The sequence below is a fragment of the Streptomyces sp. NPDC041200 genome, from assembly GCF_055591805.1.
In genome coordinates, this window is sequence record NZ_JBVIZF010000069.1 from 1 (window position 1) to 18,361 (window position 18,361).

General features: G+C 70.8%; 15 protein-coding genes and 1 pseudogene. 10 read left to right on the forward strand and 6 right to left on the reverse strand.

Going from position 1 to position 18,361, the window contains the following annotated elements; genetic code table 11:
* Together ACZ6CL_RS41470 and ACZ6CL_RS41475 are read left to right on the forward strand one after the other, a co-directional pair.
* Positions 1 to 246: pseudogene (locus ACZ6CL_RS41470) on the forward strand (ATP-binding protein); the annotation flags it as partial.
* Positions 247 to 252: 6 nt separating this feature from the next.
* Positions 253 to 531: a hypothetical protein gene (locus ACZ6CL_RS41475; RefSeq protein ID WP_468946388.1), complete on the forward strand. Its 279-nt coding sequence runs from the start codon at positions 253 to 255 to the stop codon at positions 529 to 531.
* Here ACZ6CL_RS41475 and ACZ6CL_RS41480 read toward each other — a convergent pair.
* The gene (locus ACZ6CL_RS41480) at positions 519 to 1,190 is read right to left on the reverse strand and encodes a hypothetical protein (RefSeq protein WP_468946390.1); all 672 of its coding nucleotides are present in this window, start codon (positions 1,188 to 1,190) and stop codon (positions 519 to 521) included. The genes ACZ6CL_RS41475 and ACZ6CL_RS41480 overlap by 13 nt on opposite strands.
* Positions 1,187 to 5,749 carry a phage tail protein gene (locus tag ACZ6CL_RS41485; protein WP_468946393.1) on the reverse strand — a complete coding sequence of 1,521 codons (4,563 nt, stop codon included), beginning with the start codon at positions 5,747 to 5,749 and terminating at the stop codon, positions 1,187 to 1,189. The genes ACZ6CL_RS41480 and ACZ6CL_RS41485 overlap by 4 nt, the downstream gene beginning before the upstream one ends.
* 175 nt (positions 5,750 to 5,924) lie before the next feature.
* On the opposite strand from ACZ6CL_RS41485, the gene ACZ6CL_RS41490 reads away from it, so the two are divergent.
* Positions 5,925 to 6,113, forward strand: coding sequence for a DUF4236 domain-containing protein (locus ACZ6CL_RS41490; RefSeq protein WP_468946395.1), 189 nt, complete (start codon positions 5,925 to 5,927; stop codon positions 6,111 to 6,113).
* Between the two features lie 63 nt (positions 6,114 to 6,176).
* Here ACZ6CL_RS41490 and ACZ6CL_RS41495 read toward each other — a convergent pair whose 3' ends face one another.
* The 3 genes from ACZ6CL_RS41495 to ACZ6CL_RS41505 are packed head-to-tail and all read right to left on the reverse strand — an operon-like array spanning position 6,177 to position 9,782.
* Positions 6,177 to 7,082 carry a geranyl diphosphate 2-C-methyltransferase gene (locus ACZ6CL_RS41495; protein ID WP_468946398.1) on the reverse strand — a complete coding sequence of 302 codons (906 nt, stop codon included), beginning with the start codon at positions 7,080 to 7,082 and terminating at the stop codon, positions 6,177 to 6,179.
* Between the two features lie 17 nt (positions 7,083 to 7,099).
* Positions 7,100 to 8,326 carry a family 2 encapsulin nanocompartment cargo protein terpene cyclase gene (locus ACZ6CL_RS41500; RefSeq protein ID WP_468946400.1) on the reverse strand — a complete coding sequence of 409 codons (1,227 nt, stop codon included), beginning with the start codon at positions 8,324 to 8,326 and terminating at the stop codon, positions 7,100 to 7,102.
* Positions 8,327 to 8,369: 43 nt separating this feature from the next.
* A complete protein-coding gene (locus ACZ6CL_RS41505) occupies positions 8,370 to 9,782 on the reverse strand; it encodes a family 2B encapsulin nanocompartment shell protein (RefSeq protein ID WP_468946402.1) in 1,413 nt (470 codons plus the stop codon).
* A 436-nt stretch (positions 9,783 to 10,218) separates the two neighbouring features.
* Between ACZ6CL_RS41505 and ACZ6CL_RS41510 the strand changes: the two genes are divergently transcribed.
* A complete protein-coding gene (locus ACZ6CL_RS41510; protein WP_468946405.1) occupies positions 10,219 to 11,178 on the forward strand; it encodes an alpha/beta hydrolase family protein in 960 nt (319 codons plus the stop codon).
* A 74-nt stretch (positions 11,179 to 11,252) separates the two neighbouring features.
* Here the strand turns inward: ACZ6CL_RS41510 and ACZ6CL_RS41515 are convergent, their stop codons facing one another.
* Positions 11,253 to 12,215, reverse strand: coding sequence for a TauD/TfdA dioxygenase family protein (locus ACZ6CL_RS41515; RefSeq protein WP_468946407.1), 963 nt, complete (start codon positions 12,213 to 12,215; stop codon positions 11,253 to 11,255).
* A 393-nt stretch (positions 12,216 to 12,608) separates the two neighbouring features.
* Here ACZ6CL_RS41515 and ACZ6CL_RS41520 point away from each other — a divergent pair, with 393 nt between their 5' ends.
* The 6 genes from ACZ6CL_RS41520 to ACZ6CL_RS41545 all read left to right on the forward strand — a co-directional run.
* Positions 12,609 to 13,835 carry an ROK family protein gene (locus tag ACZ6CL_RS41520; RefSeq protein ID WP_468946410.1) on the forward strand — a complete coding sequence of 409 codons (1,227 nt, stop codon included), beginning with the start codon at positions 12,609 to 12,611 and terminating at the stop codon, positions 13,833 to 13,835.
* A 67-nt stretch (positions 13,836 to 13,902) separates the two neighbouring features.
* Positions 13,903 to 13,986, forward strand: coding sequence for a putative leader peptide (locus tag ACZ6CL_RS41525; RefSeq protein ID WP_385448628.1), 84 nt, complete (start codon positions 13,903 to 13,905; stop codon positions 13,984 to 13,986).
* A gap of 186 nt (positions 13,987 to 14,172) precedes the next feature.
* Positions 14,173 to 15,762: an ABC transporter substrate-binding protein gene (locus ACZ6CL_RS41530; RefSeq protein WP_468946413.1), complete on the forward strand. Its 1,590-nt coding sequence runs from the start codon at positions 14,173 to 14,175 to the stop codon at positions 15,760 to 15,762.
* Positions 15,763 to 15,764: 2 nt separating this feature from the next.
* Positions 15,765 to 16,709: an ABC transporter permease gene (locus tag ACZ6CL_RS41535; protein WP_468946416.1), complete on the forward strand. Its 945-nt coding sequence runs from the start codon at positions 15,765 to 15,767 to the stop codon at positions 16,707 to 16,709.
* A gap of 7 nt (positions 16,710 to 16,716) precedes the next feature.
* Positions 16,717 to 17,583 (forward strand): ABC transporter permease, encoded by an 867-nt coding sequence (locus ACZ6CL_RS41540; protein WP_468946419.1) that lies wholly within the window; start codon positions 16,717 to 16,719, stop codon positions 17,581 to 17,583.
* The coding region (locus tag ACZ6CL_RS41545) for an ABC transporter ATP-binding protein (RefSeq protein ID WP_468946421.1) at positions 17,580 to 18,361 on the forward strand (782 nt) is incomplete at its 3' end. The genes ACZ6CL_RS41540 and ACZ6CL_RS41545, both read left to right, overlap by 4 nt.

Here is an 18,361-nt window from a genome sequence, read left to right on the forward strand (position 1 = left end):
CCGGAGGCCCCGCTCGCCCCCGACGTGGACCTGGACGCCCTGGCCCGCCTCGACATGACCGGCGCGGGCATCACCGCGGCGGCCCGCACCGCCGCGCTCTCCGCGGCGGACGGCGACAGCGCTACCATCGGGATGCGCCACATCGTCCGCGGCGTGGCACGTCAATTCCAGCGCGAGGCCCGGCTGCTCCGCCCGGCCGAACTGGGCCCCCACGCCCACTTCCTCGACGACGCGACCCAGGGGTGACCGCCGATGCTGCCCACCGAACCCCCGCTCTCCCTGCACCGCCTGGTGGCCCCGGTCCCACCGGCACGGCCACAGGAGACGGCGACGGCCACCCGCCAGACCCCGGCCCCGGCTCCCGCCGCGCCACAGGCGGCCACCCCGCTCGACCGCCTCCTGGCGGTGGGCCAGAACCAGGTGGGCAACGCGGCCGTGGCGGGCGCGGCGGCCCATACGGGCCCGGTCCCGCCCCCGCCGGTCGTGGTGGCGGTGGTGGCGCCGAAACCGAAGCCCGCTCAGCCCTCCTGACCCTCCTGGACCCCGGCCGCCTTCCGCCGCAGCTCCTCGACCAGCTGGAGGGAGGCGCGCGCCTGCTCCACCTCCCCGCGGTCCACCGACCCGGCGCCGCGGTTCCACGGCTGGCGCGACTCCTCGTCGAGCCGTCGCGCTTCGTCGGCGTGCACCTCGTACAACACGTCGAGCAGGGAATCGCCGCAGCGCACCGCCTCGGCGTCGCGCACCTCGCTGTAGGGGTAGGCCGCCGCGCGGAGGCAGAAGACCGTGGGCCGTCCCGCCCGCAGCTCCTCGATCCGGTAGCACACGATGTGGTCGTCCCCGGCGGATGTGGCCGCCGGAATCTGCACCAGCGGCAGCAGACCGGGGTCCAGCGCCAGGACCAGCAGTTCGGTGTCGGCCAGCGGTCCGGGGACGTCGGCGGGGCCGCCCTGATCGGGCGGGACGGCCAGCTGCCAGGGCTGGTTGGCGAAGTAGGCCAGCAGATCGAGGGAGGACAGCCCGGCGGCGACGAGGACGAAGACCTCTTCGGGGAAGTCGGCGCCGTAGCACTCGCGCAGCACCTCGCGCGGCCCCAGCCCGCTCTCGTACAGCGCCCGCGCCAGGCGCGTCATCGAGGCGTAGTCGTCGCGCGACGCCGCCTCCCGCAGCCGTCCGACGGTCTCCGGGTTCACCGCGCGTCTCCTCCGCTCTCCGGCGCGTCCTTCATGGCCTCGTCGAGGGCCGTGCGGACACTCTCCCAGTAGGTGTGCAGTTCGGGTGCGGTCATCGCCTTGATGATGTCCGAGGTCAGATCGCGGGCCCGCTGGACGGCCTGCTTGCGCCGCTCGTCGCCGCCCGCGCCGCGGACGAGCTTGTCGACGGCTTCCGCCAGCTGCCGCAGCTCCGCCTGGACGCTCGGGCTCTGCGCGGTCAGCCGGGGGGTGTCGGCCATGAGCATCGCGACGTTCTCGACGTGGACGAAGACGGTGTCCCGCAGCGTGAAGCGCAGCCGCTTGGACAACCCGGGATTGGCGTGGAAGTACTCCCGGGAGAGGGTGTGGGCGCTGGTGTAGGACTGCGCCTGGATGATGAGCGCGTACATCCGGTGCGCGACGCGGATGGCCTCCTCCGCGCCGCCCTTGGCCCGCATCTTGCCGCGCCCGGCCAGGTGGACGTCCGCTGGTTCCACGGTCAGTCCGCGGTCCCGGTCTCCCGGCTCCGGGCTCGTGGTGGTGGACGCCCCGGGGGCGTAGGTGACGGGCAGCTCCTCGCCGAAGACCTCCATGTACCGGATCCGCAGGGTGCGCCCCTCCGCGCTGCCGATTCCGTAGAGCCCGCCCTGGATTTGGCGCAGCGCGGCCAGCCGGCTGTTCTGGAAGAGGCCGTCCGGCCGGTGCCGGTCCCACGCCTTGATCAGCATGTTGGGCTCGGTCGGGTAGAGCATTTGCGGGAACCGCTTGCCGATCGCGACCCGGATCGTCCGGTCCAGCTCGTTGGCGAGCAGTGTGAGCTGCTTGGGGCGCTGGTCGCCCTCCGGGTTCCAGTTGAAGCCCTTGAAGCGGTAGCCGCCGATCGTGATCTGCGGATGGCTCTCCATCGCGTCCAGGATCTGCTTGTACGCGGCGAGGACGCCCGTCGTCTCGGACACCGCGACCCCGGTGTCGGCGTCCTGGCCCAGGATGTGGACCTGGTCGTTGGCGTGGGACAGGATGGCCGTCGCCTTCTGGGTGTAGGAGGAGTTCGTCACCTCCTCGCGGAAGAGGCCGTAGGGGAGCGCGCCCTTGTCGCGCAGGCCCTTCTCATGCTTCTCGGCGACGCGCTTCTCCTCGGTCGTCAGCTTCTTGTACTTCTTGCGCACCTCCGCCATGGGGACCTCATGGCCGTCCTTGTGGAGCCACTTGGGCGTCCAGATGAAGCCGAAGACGGCCATGATGAGTTTGACCGGCCGCTTGACGGCGTCGATGGCCTCGTTGAGGACCTTGCTGTCGTTCTTCTGGTCGAGGTGCTCGAAGGTGTTGACGCCGATCACGACGGCGGTGCTGATGGGCCCGAAGTGCTTGGTCTCGGGGTTCTTCCAGGCGTCGTGGAGGTAGCGGGCGGCCATGCCCGGGTTCTTCTTGACCTCGCCCGGGACGGCCGCCATGTTGACGACGAAGCCGGTCCGCGCGTCGCGCCCCTCCATGGGCAGCTTCTTGATCGAGTTGAGCTGGTCGACTGCCTTCCCATGCTTCCTGATCTTGAAGTTGCCCTCGGCCGGGCCGATCTTGTACGGGAACTTCTCGCCCAGATCCTCGACCGGGGTCTGAGCCTCCGGGTTGATGGCCACCTTGATGCGGTACGTGTCGCCGGTCACCTTGACGAGCCGGATCCGGCTCAGGCGGTGCCGCCGCTTGATGGCCGGGAGCCCGCGCCGTACGGACTTGACCGTCGCCGACTCCTCGTTCAGCAGCGCCGTCGCGTCCCGCACGGCGGCGTCGAGGGCGCGCCGCTTGTCCGCCTCGGTCCGCTTGTCCGGCCGCTTCTTGTCCGGCCGCTTCTTCTTCGGGTCGCGCCTCCGCTTCGGCCTGCGCCGGTCGTCCTTGCGGGGCCTGCGCCGCTGAACCGGACGCTTCCGCCGCGGCTTGCCCGGCCGCTTCCGGTCCGGCTTCGGCTTCTTCTTGGTGAACTTCGGCTTGATCTTGGCCCAGATTTTCTTCACCAGGCCCACGATCTTGTCGATCACCCAGTCCACGGCCCGGCCGACCGGCTTGGACATCGCCTGGACGATCTGCTTCACGCGGGCGGCGATCCCGCCCACGCCCAGGACCGCCGCCAGGACACCCAGCAGGACCGGGATGGACCGGGCCAGAGCGCGTTCGATCAGGCCCGGCACGCCCCCGCTGCCACCCCTGGCGATGGCGATGACCGCGTCCAGCACGGCGTTCACGAAGTCGAAGATCTGGCGCGCCTGGGTCACGATGAAGCGGACGAAGTCGATGATCAGCTTCACCGCCCGGACGAACGCCGACGCGGGGTTGAGCAGCGAGAGCACCCACATGATCCCGGCCTGGATGATCGTGGGCGTCACATACGCGATGACCTTGTCGAGCAGCCCCTTCTTCAGATCGCCCACGCGCGTCTTGAGGTCGTCCCACATCCCCGCGACCCCCCGCTTGCGGGTCTCCGCGACCAGCGGCACCGAGGTTTCGGCCGCCGTGACCGCCGGTTCCATCTTCGGTACCTTGCGGACGATCCGGGCGCGGATGTTTTGCCAGGTCAGCCCGAGTACGGAGGCCAGCATCCTCAGGACGCCCTGGGCATCGAACTTCGACGGCACCTCGATGCCCGCCTCGGCCGTCTTGCCCAACAGCCATGACAGGATGCCCTGTTGCAGATGGCGCCCGATGTTCTGCAGGAACTGCCGCAGACCGGCGCCGACGGCCGACACCAGATTGCGCAGGAAGCCGATCGGGTCCTTGAGGATCAGCATCACCGCCTGCGCGGCCTTGGAGAGCACCGACAGCAGGAGCCGCTTCAGCTCCAGGATGGTGTCGATGACGGCCTTGACCGCGCTCACGGCCTTGTCCACCAGGCCCTTGTTCTTCTCCTTCTCCGCGGCGATCTCGTCATCGACCGACGTGAGCGCATCGGTGTACTTGGTGGCCAGCGTGTCGACGAGCTGGGTGCCCTTGTCGTCCACGGACTGCGTGAGTTCGTCGAACTTGTCGGTGAACTCGGCGGCCGCCTCCCGGCCGATGGACCGCAGATCGGCCGGGAGCGCCCCTACCGCGGCCTGCATCTCCGTCCGGCCGTCCGCGATGCGCCGCTTCGCCCGGTTCAGCTCCCCGCCGATGGTGTCGGCGACATCGGAGATCACCTGACGCATCCGGCGGACGTAGTTGTCGCGGGCTTCCTCGAAGATCTTGTCGGCTTCCGCGGGCAGCCCCGCGAACAGGTCCCGCACCCAGCGCACCTTGCCCGTCGCACCCGAGTACCGCCTGCTCTTGTACTCGTCCATCTTCCGCTTGTGCTCGGCGGTGAAGTCGTCCCGGGCCGCCTTCTCATCTCTGCCGAACTGGTCGTCGACCAGCTTGTCGAGCCCGTCGAGGATGGACTCGACGTCCTTCTTCATCGTGTCGAAGACACCCTGCAGCGTTGCCGTGACCTTGGCCCGCTTGTCCTCGTCCCGGCCCTTGGCACCGGACTTGCCCGCGCCGACCTGCTGCCCGGTGCGCACCCGGTGGGCGCCCATCGCGCCCATGGCGGCGGCGCCGAGCCGCTTCGCCCGCGCGGTCGAGGCGTGCAGCTCGCCCGCCTCATGCTTCCGCAACCGCCCCGGGGCCGCCGCGGAATGCCGTTCGGCGGCCTTCTTCTCGCCCAGCGCCTTGCTGAACGTGGGCTCGTTGGACTTCTTCAACTGCGCCTCGGTGACCTGCGCGTCCGCCATCCGCTGGTCGACCTGGGCAGGTCCCGCGGACATGTCGGTGGCCGACGGCGGCAGCTTGTCCGGTACGGCGTTGGCGGGATTCGGCGTTCCCGGAGCCCCGGGCGGCCGGTCGGCGGCCAGCGGTACGACCTTCTTGGACACCGCCGCCGAGGTGTCCGGCGGCGCCGCGGTCGTCGTGGCGATCTGCTCGGCCGAGTCCGTCTTGCCCTGGCCGACCTGGCCCTGCACCTCCGCCCGCACCTCATCGGCCTTGCCGGAGTCGGCGAACTTGTCCGCCTCGTCGAGGTTCTTCGGCGCCTTCTCGGCGATCGCCTTCTCGACCGCCCTGATGAACGCTTCCTTGTCGAACTCCTTCGGCTTGGCCTCGTTCATCCTCTCGGCGTTGGCGGTCTTTCCCTGCGCCTCTTCGTCGTCCTTGGGCGGCCGGGCCGCGTCCTGCGCCGCCGTCGCCTCGGTCTGGGGAGGCGGGTGCGAGGCCGCCACCGAGCGCTTCTTGCGCCGCACCTCCTGCTTCAGCGCCGCGAACTTCGGATCCGCCTCCGGTCCGGGCCGCGCCGCCACCTCCGCCCCGCCCCCGGAGGCCGCGGCCGCCGCGACCGCGCCATTGCCGACCGTGTCCTGCCCGGCGCCCGGCGACCGGTCCGGCGCGGACGGAAGCGGCGCCGGTCCGCGCTCAGCGGCCAGCGTCGCCGATACCGCCGCGTTGGACGCGGGGGGCGGGGTCCGCGCGGGACCGGGGTCGCGTGCCTCCGGCCGCTGCCGCGCCGGGGCGGAAGCTGTCTTCGACGCCCTTGGCCGTGGCGCGAGGGCTTTGGGCGGTGGCATCGGACGGAACCCCTCCCACGGCACGATCTTCCCGGAGAAGCGTGGCAGCACGGGCGTGACGCGACCGTCACCCCGCTGTCCCTCCAGCGTCTCCACGAGCCCGGGCCGCGTATCCGACCGCGGGCGGGGAACGCGCAAAGCCGAGGAAAGAAGAAAAAAGAGGAAAGGAGTTCCCGTGCCCGTCACCTTCCGCAAGAGCTTCCGCATATTCCCCGGCGTCCGGCTCAACATCAACCGCAAGTCGGTCTCCGTCACGCTCGGAAAGGGCGACGCCAAGCGCACCTACTCCTCCACCGGCCGCAGGACGACCTCGATGGACCTCCCCGGCCCCTTCGGCTACCGCAAGACCACCTCGCGCCGCTGACGACGCCACGAAAGGGCCGGTCCCGTCCGGGGACGGAACCGGCCCTTCCGTGGCAGCAGGCGGTCAGACGCGGTCGGCCGCGATCAGGACGTACTGGAAGGAGCCGTCCTTGTAGGAGTTGATGAACGCTTCCTCGATGCCGGTGACCAGGGAGGACGTGGCCCGCAGCTCCCAGTAGGGCAGAGTCGCGGGCGTGAGGTCGACGACGGCCTGGGGTACGAGGCGGTTGTCGGCCATGGCGCGCAGGTACTCACGGCGGGAGTGGATGTTGCACTCGAAGTGCGCGTTGATCTGGGAGACCCACTTCGAGGGCTGGCCGTAACGCGGGTTCCAGCAGCCGGTGATGGTCACGTAGCGGCCGCCGACCGCGAGGACGCGGGAGTGCTCGGCGAAGAGGTCGTGCAGGTCGACGTACATGCTCGACTCGTTGTTCCATGAGGCCGCGGCCTGCCCGGTCTCGAAGGGCGTACCGAGCATGTTGCAGACGCGGGCGCTGACATGGTCCTCGATGCCCAGTTCGCGGGCCCTCCGGTTGGCGAAGTCGGCCTGCTTGGCCGACAGCGTGACGCCCCGCACCGTGCACCCGAAGCGTTGGTGGGCCATGACCATCGAGCCGCCGCGGCCGCATCCGGCGTCCAGGAGCGTGTCGTCGCGCTCGATGGGGCCGAGGTGGTCCAGGAGGAGTTCGGCCTGCGCCGACTCCAGCCGGTGCAGCTCGGCGACCAGCTTCTTCTCGTACGTGCTCTCGCCCGGGTCGCCGAGGGCGGCGTGGTCGATGTCGCCGATGCCGTAGTGGTGGTGGTACAGGCCGTCGACATCGCCGAGACGCAGGTTCACGGGCCTCGCCTCGCGATCCCAGTAGCGGGCGATGTCCCCCTGATAGGGCGTCGCCGGGGTGGGGATGAAAACGGAGGCACCGGCGGGGGTGGCGGAGGCGGCGACGTCGGCGGTGAACTCGGTGCTGGTCATGGATCAGTCCATTCTCTCTACCAGAAATCGGGCAGGCTGTAGCGGTAGGTATTGGTCTGGTGCCAGTAGTGGTTGCCGTCGACCCACACGGCCACCCCCCGCAGAAAGCGCGCCACGGTGGGGACGGGACAGGCGGCGGCCAGGGCCGCGGCCTCGGCCTCGAAGTCGTGCATGAGGCCGTTGTGGACCTCGATCGCCTTCAGATAGGCCTCGCGCTCGGAGAGGCCCTCACGTTCGGCGATCACCACCGGCAGGTTCAGGTGGCGGCCGGGGCTGGCGAGTTCCTTGGTGTACGAGTACAGGTCGTTCACGATGGTGGTGGCGTTCCCGGCGAGCGCGATGACCCGCTGCATGGCGGGCTGGGCGTGCAGGTCGGCCGGGAGTTCGTAGCCGCCGACGGAGTCGGTGATGGTGGGGCAGGGCCGGAAGTTGTTGAACTGGCGCATCGCCAGGTACTCCCACACCTCGGGGACGTGGTCCGTCTCGGCCCAGGCGGCCTCGGCGAGGTATCCCATGTGCAGCCGGGCCATGTCGTGCCGGTACCGGTCGGCCTGGGAGGCACTGGCCTCGCGGCAGAAGTACTCCATGGCCGAGCGGTAGGCGCGCCGGGGCGCGTCCGAATGGAGGGACTGAGCCCACTGCGGCTCGTACTCCTTCGCCGTGTGCAGCGGATCGAGGGCGGTGTGCGCCAGCAGAAGGCGCCCGCCGAGGCCGATGGGCGAGCCTCCGTGGTCCTCGCAGTAGCAGTCGTCCACCGCGTTCTCGGCCACCATCAGGCGCGTGGCGAGCATGATGTGGTCGACGCTGGGCGCGTCGGGGTGGCAGGCGACCATGTAGCGCCCCACGGAGAAGCCGTCGAACTGGTCCTCCCAGTCGTCGGGGTACAGGTCGACCTCGTCCAGCGCCCACGCCTTGATCCTGCGGCTGACCTCCTCCACCCGTTCGGGGTCGGGCTCCGGCACCGGGTGGTGGTAGAGGCCCGGGATCGGGGCGCCCTTCGCCGGAGCCTCCGCCGTGGCCTCCGGAGGTACGGACGGCGCCGGAGGCTCCTCGCGCCGGGCCGGGTGGAGGCTCGCCGTGCCCAGTCCGCTGGGGCCACGCAGTATCCGGTCCAGGCTGGTGCTCGCGGTACGCACCTCGACGTCGGCGACGCCGTCAGGAGCGCCGCCAGCGGCGCGAACGGGGAGACCGGCGCGAGGCGGGCCGGGCAGGGACGTCGGAGGGGAAAACTCGGGCGCGGGCATCCAAGGCTCCTCGGTGGGGTGGGTGGCTGTCCCGGACGAACCGCTAGTCGCGGCTGCGGGCGATCTGCACGTTCTCCAGCACGCCGAGGGCGTCCGGCACCAGGATGGCGGCGGAGTAGTAGGCGCTGACGAGGTAGGAGATGATCGCCTTCTCGTCGATGCCCATGAAGCGCACCGACAGGCCCGGTTCGAACTCCTCCGGCAGACCCGTCTGACGCAGACCGATGACCCCCTGGTTGTCCTCGCCGGTGCGCATGACCAGGACCGAGCTGGTGTTCTCCTTGGAGATGGGGATCTTGTTGCAGGGCAGGATCGGGACACCGCGCCAGGCCGGAACCTGCTGCCCGCCGAGGTCGACATGGGTCGGATAGAGCCCGCGGGAGTTGAACTCGCGCCCGATCGCCGCGATCGTCCGGGGGTGGGCCAGGAAGAACTTGGAGCCGCGGCGGCGGCAGAGCAGCTCGTCGAGGTCGTCCGGAGTGGGCGGACCCGAATGGGTCTGGATGCGCTGCTTGAAGTCGGCGTTGTGGAGCAGACCGAACTCCCGGTTGTTGACCAGCTCGTGCTCCTGGCGCTCGCGCAGCGCCTCGATGACGAGCCTGAGCTGCTCCTCGGTCTGGTCCATCGGCTCGTTGTAGAGGTCGGCGACCCGCGTGTGGATCCGCAGAACGGTCTGCGCGACGGAGAGTTCGTACTCGCGCGGCTTCAGCTCGTAGTCGACGAACGTGCCGGGCAGCGCGGGTTCACCGGTGTGACCGGCCGACATGGCGATCTCGGCCTCGCCGCGATGGTTCTGCCGCTGGCCGAGGCGCGAACGGAACTCCTGGACGTGGGCCTGGAGACCCGGCGCCGAGGACAGCACGGCGGCGAAGTCGGCGCGGGACAGGGTGAGCAGGGTGCCGGAGGTCTCGGCGGTGGCGGTGGAGTCCCACCTGGCGTCCGCGTCCAGCAGGGCGTCCTCACCGAACCGGTCGCCGTCAGCGAGCACGGCGACGGCGACCTCGTCACCGTACTTGCCGACGGTGGTCCGGCTGACGCGGCCGTGGGCGATCATGTGGAACTGCTCGGCGGGCGTGCCGCGCTCGACCAGCGTCTCCCCGGCGCGGAAGTCGCGCTGGACGCACCGGCCGGCGATGGCGGTCAGCACCTCCACGTCCTCGAAGCCGCGCAGCAGGGCCAGTTCGCCGAGTTCGCGCGGGATCACCCGGACGGTGCCACCGTCCTGGACGAACTCCACGCGCCCGTCGCCGACGGTGTAACTCAGCCGACGGTTCACCCGGTAGGTGCCGCCCTTGACCTCGACCCAGGGGAGCGACCGCAGCAGCCAGCGCGAGGTGATCCCCTGCATCTGCGGCGCGGACTTGGTCGTGGTGGCGAGGTTGCGGGCGGCCGCCGTGCTCAGGCTGGACTGCCGAGTCGGCTCCTGAGGGGCTTCCGGGCTGGTACCAACAGTCATCGGGCGAGCTCTCCTTCGTAACGGCGGTGGCCTCGCGCGCGTGCGCGTCACAGGAAAAGAGGAAGGGAGGGGATGCAAACATCCGGGCATCCGTGCAGACCCGGGGAACGGTAGTCGCCAGTGCGCCCAGTTGGCCTCAGGGAGCCGCCGGTATTAACTCGATAAGATGATCGTGGCCCGCGCGGGGTTTGCCGACGTGGCCGACGGTATGTCAGACGCGACCGCCCGGCGCCCTTGATGCGCGGCGATGTCCCCCGCTCCCTCCCTCTCATCTCATACGCCCGAGGTCCGTTGACGAAACGGAACGCTGCTCCGTATATTAATCGGAACGACGTTCCGCTTTCGGTGCGACCGAAGCCGGACGTTTTCTGCACGCCTCATCCGACGCCGCCCCCTTGCGAGCGGCGGCAGAGGCCATGGAAGGGAACCCCGCATCATGAGTGAACTGCCCTACGCCGCCGACCCGTTCAGCTCGCCCGCGCCCGTCCTCTCGGTCAGCCCGGTCGTGCTGCCCGCCCCCGACCGGGCCGTGGACCTGGAGATGCGCGTCTCGGCGCCCCTGACCGGGAGCGACCTGCCGGTCATCCTCCTCTCGCACGGCCAGGGCTACTCGAACCACCTCTCCTCACTGAACGGCTACGCGCCCCTCGCCAACTTCTGGGCGGCGCACGGCTTCGTCGTCATCCAGCCCACCCATCTCAGCTCCAGGTCGCTGAGCCTCGACCCCGGCACCCCCGGTGCGCCCCTGTTCTGGCGCTCACGGGCCGAGGACATGAAGCGCGTCCTCGACCACCTCGACACGATCGAGGCGGCCGTCCCGCAGCTCCGCGGGCGGCTGGACCACAGCAAGGTCGCCGTGGCCGGGCACTCGATGGGCGGCCACACCGCGAGCCTGCTGCTCGGTGCCCGGCTCACCGATCCGGATGACGGCCGCGAAGTGAACCTGGCCGAGCCCCGCATCGCGGCGGGTGTTCTGCTCGCCGCGCCCGGCCGGGGCGGCGACGCCCTCACCCCGTCCGTGGCCGAGAACATGTCGTTCTTCCTGACCACGGACTTCTCCACCATGACGACACCCGCACTCGTGGTCGCCGGGGACAACGACGCCTCTGCCCACCTGACGGTCGCGGGCCCGGACTGGCACACCGATCCGTACACCCTCGCCCCGGGCCCGAAGTCCCTGCTCACCCTGTTCGACGCGGAGCACGGGCTCGGCGGGGTCGCCGGATACGACGTCGCCGAGACCACGGACGAGAACCTGGAGCGCGTGGCCGCGGTCCAGCGGCTCACCTGGGCCTATCTCCGCGGCCAGCTGTACCCCGGGGACTCCGCGTGGAAGACGGCGGTTGACGCGCTGATGGGGGACACCAGCCCGCTCGGACGCGTCGAATCCAAATAGCCGGCGAACCACCTGATGATCGCGCGGCGGACCGGTGACGTCGCGTCACCGGTCCGCCGCGGGTGATCGCCGGATCAGGACTGCGCGACCACCCCGTCGGTGGAGGCGCCCGAGGCGATTCCATGGGCGGGCTCGGGTACCGACTCCGGCGCCAGCAGCACCGAGCGGCGGCCGTCCACGCCGACCGGCACATCGCCGTCGATGGTGACGCGGCGCAGGGTGCGCTCGTGGGCGTCGGAGTCGTCGACGCCGTAGTGCTGGGTAGCGCGGTTGTCCCAGATGGCGACGTCACCGGCGCGCCACTGCCAGCGCAGGGTGTTCTCCGGGCGTTCGATGTGCGACTGGAGGATGTCGATGAGGGCGCGCGAGTCGCGGCCGTTGAAGCCGGTGAGCTTCTGGACGAAGTTCCCCAGGACCAAAGTGCGTTCGCCGGTCTCGGGGTGGACCCGCACCACCGGGTGCTCGGTCTGGAACGTGATGCGGGTGAACACGGTGAGGTGCTGCTTCAGCGCCGCCGCCGGTGCGTCGGGGCGTGAGGCGGCGTAGTCGTAGTCGTTGGTGTGCACACCGCGCAGGCGGTCGGCCAGTACCCGCAGCGGCTCGGGGAGTTCGGCGTAGGCGGCGGCGGTGTTGGACCAGAGGGTGTTGCCACCGTAGGGCGGGATGACCTCGGCGCGCAGGATGGAGAACGCCGGATACGCGGGCACGAACGTGACGTCGGTGTGCCACTGGTTGGCGCGCCCGCCGTGTTCGTTGTCGATGGGGAACGCGTAACGGCCGTCGGCGGACGGCACGGTGGGATGCGCGACGGGCTCGCCGAGGAGCCTGCCGAACGCCTCGTGGCTCTCGGCGTCGAGGTGGTGCTGGTCGCGGAAGAAGACGACCTTGTGCTGGAGCGCGGCGGCCCGGATCGCGGCCACGGTGGCCTCGTCCAGGTCGCCGCCGAGCCGCACTCCGGAAATCACGGCCCCGAGGCGGCCGCCGATCTTCTCAACGGTGAGGGAGGTGGCGGTCGCGGCGGATGCGGTGAACGTCATGGAGGGTCCCTTCGCCGGGGCGGGTGCCGGGTTCGTAGCTGTCGGGTTCGTTGCTGTCGGAGCGGAAGGAAATCCGCGCAGGTGAAACGCGTGGACGACATGGAGTGGGCCCGCAAGACGAGGCCCGCGAATTGAGGGGGGCGCGCGGTCAGCGACACCCGCACCAGGCGCGGGCGGCGGGGCGTCCCCGGCCCGCACAGGGCCGCGGAACGCGGAGATTCATCGCGGTCACATTCACGAGCTTGGGCATCGTGCTGATCGCCGGTCAAGGTGTCCCGGGTCGGCTTCACGACCCTGCAACACGCCTGACACCCGGGCCTGCCTCCAGTCGCCAGAACACCACCGGGCACGGCATGTTGGGAGCGCGTCACCGCACCCTCCAGGAGGACCACCATGCCCACCAGCCCGCCCCCGGGCACCCGTACCTCCGGCGACGGCCGCCGGGAGGCGAATGCCGCGTCCGTGCTGCGCGCCGTGCTCGACCACGGCCCGGTGGCCCGCAGCGGCATCGCCCGGCTGGCCGGGCTGAGCCCGGCGGCCGTATCCCGGCAGTGCACCGACCTGACCCGGCTCGGTCTGGTGCGCGAGGTGCCCGAACTGGTCGCCGCGAGCGGCGTGGGCAGACCCCAGATCCCGGTGGACCTGCACACCGGCGACGCCGGCGGGCCACTCGTCGCGGGCGCGCACGTCGGCGTCCCCGGGTCCAGCTTCGGCCTGACGGATCTGCGCGGCACGGTGGTGGCCCGGCAGGACTTCCCGCACGGCGGGATGCCCGCTGCCGAGCTGCGCGAGGGCCTGGGCCGGGCGCTGGCCGCGTTCCTCGCTGAACACCGGCCGGACGGCGCCCGGCTCCTCGGCGTGGGCGCGGCCATCGGCGGCTGGGTGGACCCGGCGCTCGGCACCGTCGTACGCCATGAGGCGCTCGGCTGGGACCACTACCCGCTGGGAGCGGACCTCCGGCGGCACACCGGGCTGCCCGTCCGCGTCGACAACCACGCCCGTGCCGTCGCCCGCTCCGAGCTGCTGTTCGGACGGCCTGCGGCACGGCGCTCCCTGGTGCACTTGTTCGTCGGCAACGTGGTGGACGCGGCGCTCGCCATCGCGGGCGTGGTGCACAGTGGTCCCCGGTCGGGCGCCGGGGACGTGGCGCACCTGCCGGTGCCGGACAGTACGGCGCCGTGTCCCTGTGGCCGCACCGGCTGCCTGGAGGCGACCGTCTCCGACACCGTCCTCACCCGGCGCGCGGTGGCGGCGGGCCTGATTCCCGAGCCGGACGCCGGACTGCTCGTGGACGCGGCGGCAGCGGGGGACCGGCGGGCCGACACGCTGCTGCGGGAGCGAGCACGGGCGGTGGGCCGGGCCACGGGACTGCTCCTCGATGTGCTCAACCCCGATCTGGTGGTGATCACCGAGCGGTCGAGCACGCTCCAGCCCGCCTACCTCGACGAGATCCGGACGGCCGCGATCGCGCACGCACACGTCTGCGACGACCCCGAGCGGATCGTGGTCCCACATGCTGGACCGGCGGCACTTCTCGTGGCGGCCGCCACCGTCGTGCTGAATCCGCTGCTCACAAGCCCGCTGCAAGCTTTCGGCAATACGGCCGCAACGCTCTCGTAGGACCATCAAGCCGCCCTGTCCAAACGGTTGTTGACCACTGGGCAGGACCGCTGACATTCTGCTGCGCGTGCCCCCGGACCTGCGCCTCGTGTCCCGCTGCCATGTCGATCTGTGTCGACAGGCCAGCGCGATCTGTGCTGCCCGCCGATAGCGCACCGCTGATCCGCCGTCGCATCACCGCTGGTCCCTTCTGACCGGCGTCCGGCGATCAGGAACGCCTCACAGCGGATCACCTCACAGCAGCGTCACCTCACCCCGGCCGTCGGCCGCGCCCCCGTTCCGTGACGCGCGCCCCCGATTGCTTCCTGCCGAAGCGAAGAGAAATGGGTCTTCCCTCATGCGCACATCCCCCCTCCCGCCTCCGGATCCGCTGCCCCGGCGCACCGCGCTGCGGGCCGCCGGGGCCGGTGCCCTGCTGCTCGGGGCGGGTGGCGCGCTGACCGGCTGCCGTTCGGCCGTCTCCACGGTCGGCGGGTCGGCGGGCGGGCCCAGGCGCGGCGGGACGCTCACGGTCGCGGTCAACGAGGACTTCGAACCCTCCCTGCTGTTCACCCAGGCCGACCAGTCGCTGCAGAACCGGCTGATCTACAACACCCTGATCCGCTACGACGAACAGTTGCGGCCCCAGCCGGAGCTGGCCACCTCGTGGCGGTACGCCGCGGACGGCCGGAGCATCACGCTCACCCTGCGCGACGACGTCACCTACCACGACGGCCGCCCGTTCACCGCGGACGACGTCATCTTCGCCGTCAAGAACCTGCGCGTGCCGGAGCGCTCCTCCCAATTCGCCGCCACCGCCAAGGCGGTGACCGGCTTCGAGAAGCGCGGCGACCACGAGCTGGTGCTGAGACTCGCCCACCCGGTGAGCAACCTCTTCGACCTCTTCGAGTTCATGATCATCGCAGACCGGCACACCATCGACGACACGCTGGCGGGCCGGAAGCTCAACGGCACCGGTCCCTTCAAGGTCGTCAGCCGGAAGCCGGGGGTGGGCCTGAGCCTCGTACGCAACGACACGTACTGGATCCCGCACCGCCCCTACCTCGACGCCGTCGAACTCCGCCTCTACACCCAGCCCGACGCCCTGCTGTCCGCGCTGCGCTCGGGCCAGGCGCAGCTGTCGTACCACGTGTCGGGCAAGTACCTGGCCACGCTCAAGGTCGGCGCCAGCTTCAGCGTCAAGGAATACGACACCGGGACCGGCGCCATGTACATCGGCGCCACCGTCACCAAGGCACCGGCCGACAACAAGACCTTCCGGCAGGCCATCGCCTGGGCGGTGGACCGGGACCGGATCGTGTCCCAGGCACTCGGCGGCTACGGCCTCGCCTCGGCGGCGCCCTGGCCCCGCTCCTCACCCGCGCACAGCGAGGCCACCCGCGCCCACTACACCCACAACCCGGCCAAGGCCCGTGAACTGCTGAAATCCTCCGGGGTGTCCACGAAGCAGACCCTGCCGCTGGGTCACCCCACCACATCGGTGCACACCACCATCGCCGAGATCGTGCAGAACGACCTCAAGAAGGTCGGCATCAAGACCGAGCTGGAACCCACCGACCCGGCCGTGTTCCAGAAGCAGCTGATCTCCGGCACGATGCCCACGCTGTGGATCAACAGCCACTCCTTCGCGCAGGTCCACCCCTCGACCCTGGCCATCAGCGCCTACCCCTTCAACGAGGCCAAGAACACCTCGCACTACCGCTCCCAGCCGTATACCGAGGCCGTCCACGCCGCCTGGCGGCACAAGAGCGCCGACGGCGCCGAGGCGAACGCCCTCTACCGCCACGTCTCCGAACTCCTCCTCGACCAGGCGTTCATCATCGACCTCGCCATCGAGGACGCGGTGCAAGTGGCGGCGAAGAGACTGCACGGGCCGACCCTCAACACATACATGTACCTCAACCTCGACAACGCCTACCTGGACTGACCATGCGTGGCTACCTCCTGAAGAAGATCCCCTCGGCGCTGCTGGTCCTTCTCCTCGCCTCCTTCCTGATCTTCGCGATCCTCCGGCTCGTCCCCGGCGACGCCGCGGACGCGCTCGCCGGACCGGACGCCTCACCCGAGTCCGTCGCGGCCATCCGCCACCAACTCGGCCTCGACCAGCCGGTCCTGACCCAGTACACGAGCTGGATCGGCGACCTGGTCACCGGTGAGCTGGGGCCGTCGTACGCCATCGGCGGCGAAGTCGCCGACCTGATCGGCGACGGATTCGCGGCCACCGCCGAACTCACCGCGGGCGCCTTGTTCTTCACCGTCGTCATCGGCCTGCTGCTCGGCGTGCTCGGCGCCACCTCCCGGCGCCCCGCCGTACGGGCGGCCGTACGGGCCCTCACCACCGCGGCCCTCGCGGTACCGCCGTTCGTGACCGGCGTCGTGCTGGTGCTCGTCCTCGCGGTGCAGTTCGTCGTCCTGCCGTCCGGCGGCCGGATCGGGCTCTTCGAAGCGCCCGACCTGGAGCTGCAATACCTGCTGCTCCCGTCGCTGTGCCTGGCCCTGCCCAGCGCGGCCGTGCTGGGCCGCTATCTCAAGGACAGCCTGGAACGCGCCCTCGACGAGGACTACATCCGCACCGCCACCGCGGCGGGAGTACCCCGGCGCAGACTGCTGTGGCGGCACGCGCTCCCGAACGCCCTACCCCCCGTCGTCACCCTGCTCGGGATCCAGACCGGCCAGCTCCTCGGTGGCGCCGTCCTGGTGGAGGCCATCTTCGCGTGGCCCGGCCTCGGCCAGCTCGCCGACCAGGCGCTGACCCGCCGCGACTACCCGGTCGTCCAGGACGTGCTGCTGCTCCTGGTCGGGGTGTTCGTAGTGATCCAACTGCTGACCGACATCGTCTACGCGCTGCTCGACCCGCGCATCCGGTGGGAGTGACACCGCCATGACCACGCTCTCGACCGCGACCCCACGAAGGGGACGCGAGCGGGCCGCCCGCCACCCCTACCTCACCGCCCTCACCACCACCACCCGCGGCCGCGTCGGACTGCTGCTGGTCGCCCTGGTGGTGCTCGGCGGCCTGCTCGCTCCGCTCCTCACCGCGTACGACCCCACCGACCAGAGTGGCGACACCCTGCTGGGCCCCGGCAGCGCCGGACACCTGCTCGGCACCGACGACCTGGGCCGCGACCTGCTCAGCCGGGTGCTGTACGGCATCCGCGCCGACCTGGAGGTGATCGCCACTGCGGTGCCCCTCGGTGCCCTGCTGGGCTGCGCCGTCGCGCTGCTCGCCGCCGTCCACCCGCTGCTGGACACGGTGGCACAGCGGCTGTTCGACCTGGTGCTGGCCTTCCCGGGGCTGATCCTGGCGCTCGCCATCACCGCGGTACTCGGCCCGGGCCGCCTCCCCGTGAGCGTCGTCATCGCGCTCGCCGAAATCCCCGTCTTCGGCAGGCAGTTGCGAGGCGCCATCCTCGTCCAGCGGGAGCGCGAGTACGCCGTCGCCGCGCGGGTCGGCGGCACCGGCCGGGTGCGGCTGCTGGTGCGCCACATCCTGCCCAACTGCACCGACCCGCTGGTCGTCCAGCTCGCCGTCTCCCTCACGATCGCCGTGTTCCTCGAAGGCGCCATGAGCTTCCTCGGGGTCGGCATCCGCCCGCCCGAACCCACCCTCGGCAGCCTCCTCAGCCAGGCGCTGCCCTACCTGGCCCAGGCGCCCTTCTTCGCCGCCGGGCCCATGCTCTCCGTCACCCTGCTCGTCCTCGGTTTCTCGCTGCTCTCCGAGGCCCTGAACCGGGAGATCCGCCGATGACATCACCCCTGGCACCCCCTCTGCTGGACGTACGCGGCCTCAGCGTCGACTTCAGCACTCCCGACGGGCGAACCGTCCACGCCGTACGCGACGTGGACTTCACCCTGGAGCGCGGCGAAACCCTCGCCGTCGTCGGAGAATCCGGCTCCGGAAAGTCCACCACCGCCCTCGCGCTGACCCGGATGCTGCCGGGCACCGGACGGATCACGGCCGGATCGGTGCTGCTGGACGGCACCGACCTCGCCGCCGTGACCGAGGGGGAGCTGCGCGCGGTGCGCGGCGCCCGGATCGGGAAGATCTTCCAGGACCCGATGACCTCCCTCAACCCCGTCCTCACGGTCCGCACCCAGCTCGACGAGGTGCTGCGCGCCCACCGCCACGGCGACCGCGCCACCCGCCGGTCACGCGCCGAGGAACTCCTGGGCCTGGTGGGCATCCCGGAACCCCGGCGCAGACTGAACGACCACCCGCACCAGTTCTCCGGAGGCCAGCGCCAGCGCATCCTCATCGCCATGGCCCTCGCGGGCGAACCGGACGTCCTGGTGGCCGACGAACCGACCACCGCGCTCGACGCCACCGTGCAGGAGCAGATCCTGCGGCTGCTGGCCACGCTCAACGAGGAGACCGGCACGGCCCTCCTCTTCATCACCCACAACATGGGCGTCGTATCCCGCTCCTGCGCCCGGGCGCTGGTGATGTACGGCGGCACGGTCGTCGAGAACGGTCCGACGACCGACGTCCTCACCCGGCCCCGGCACCCCTACACCAGGGGGCCGCT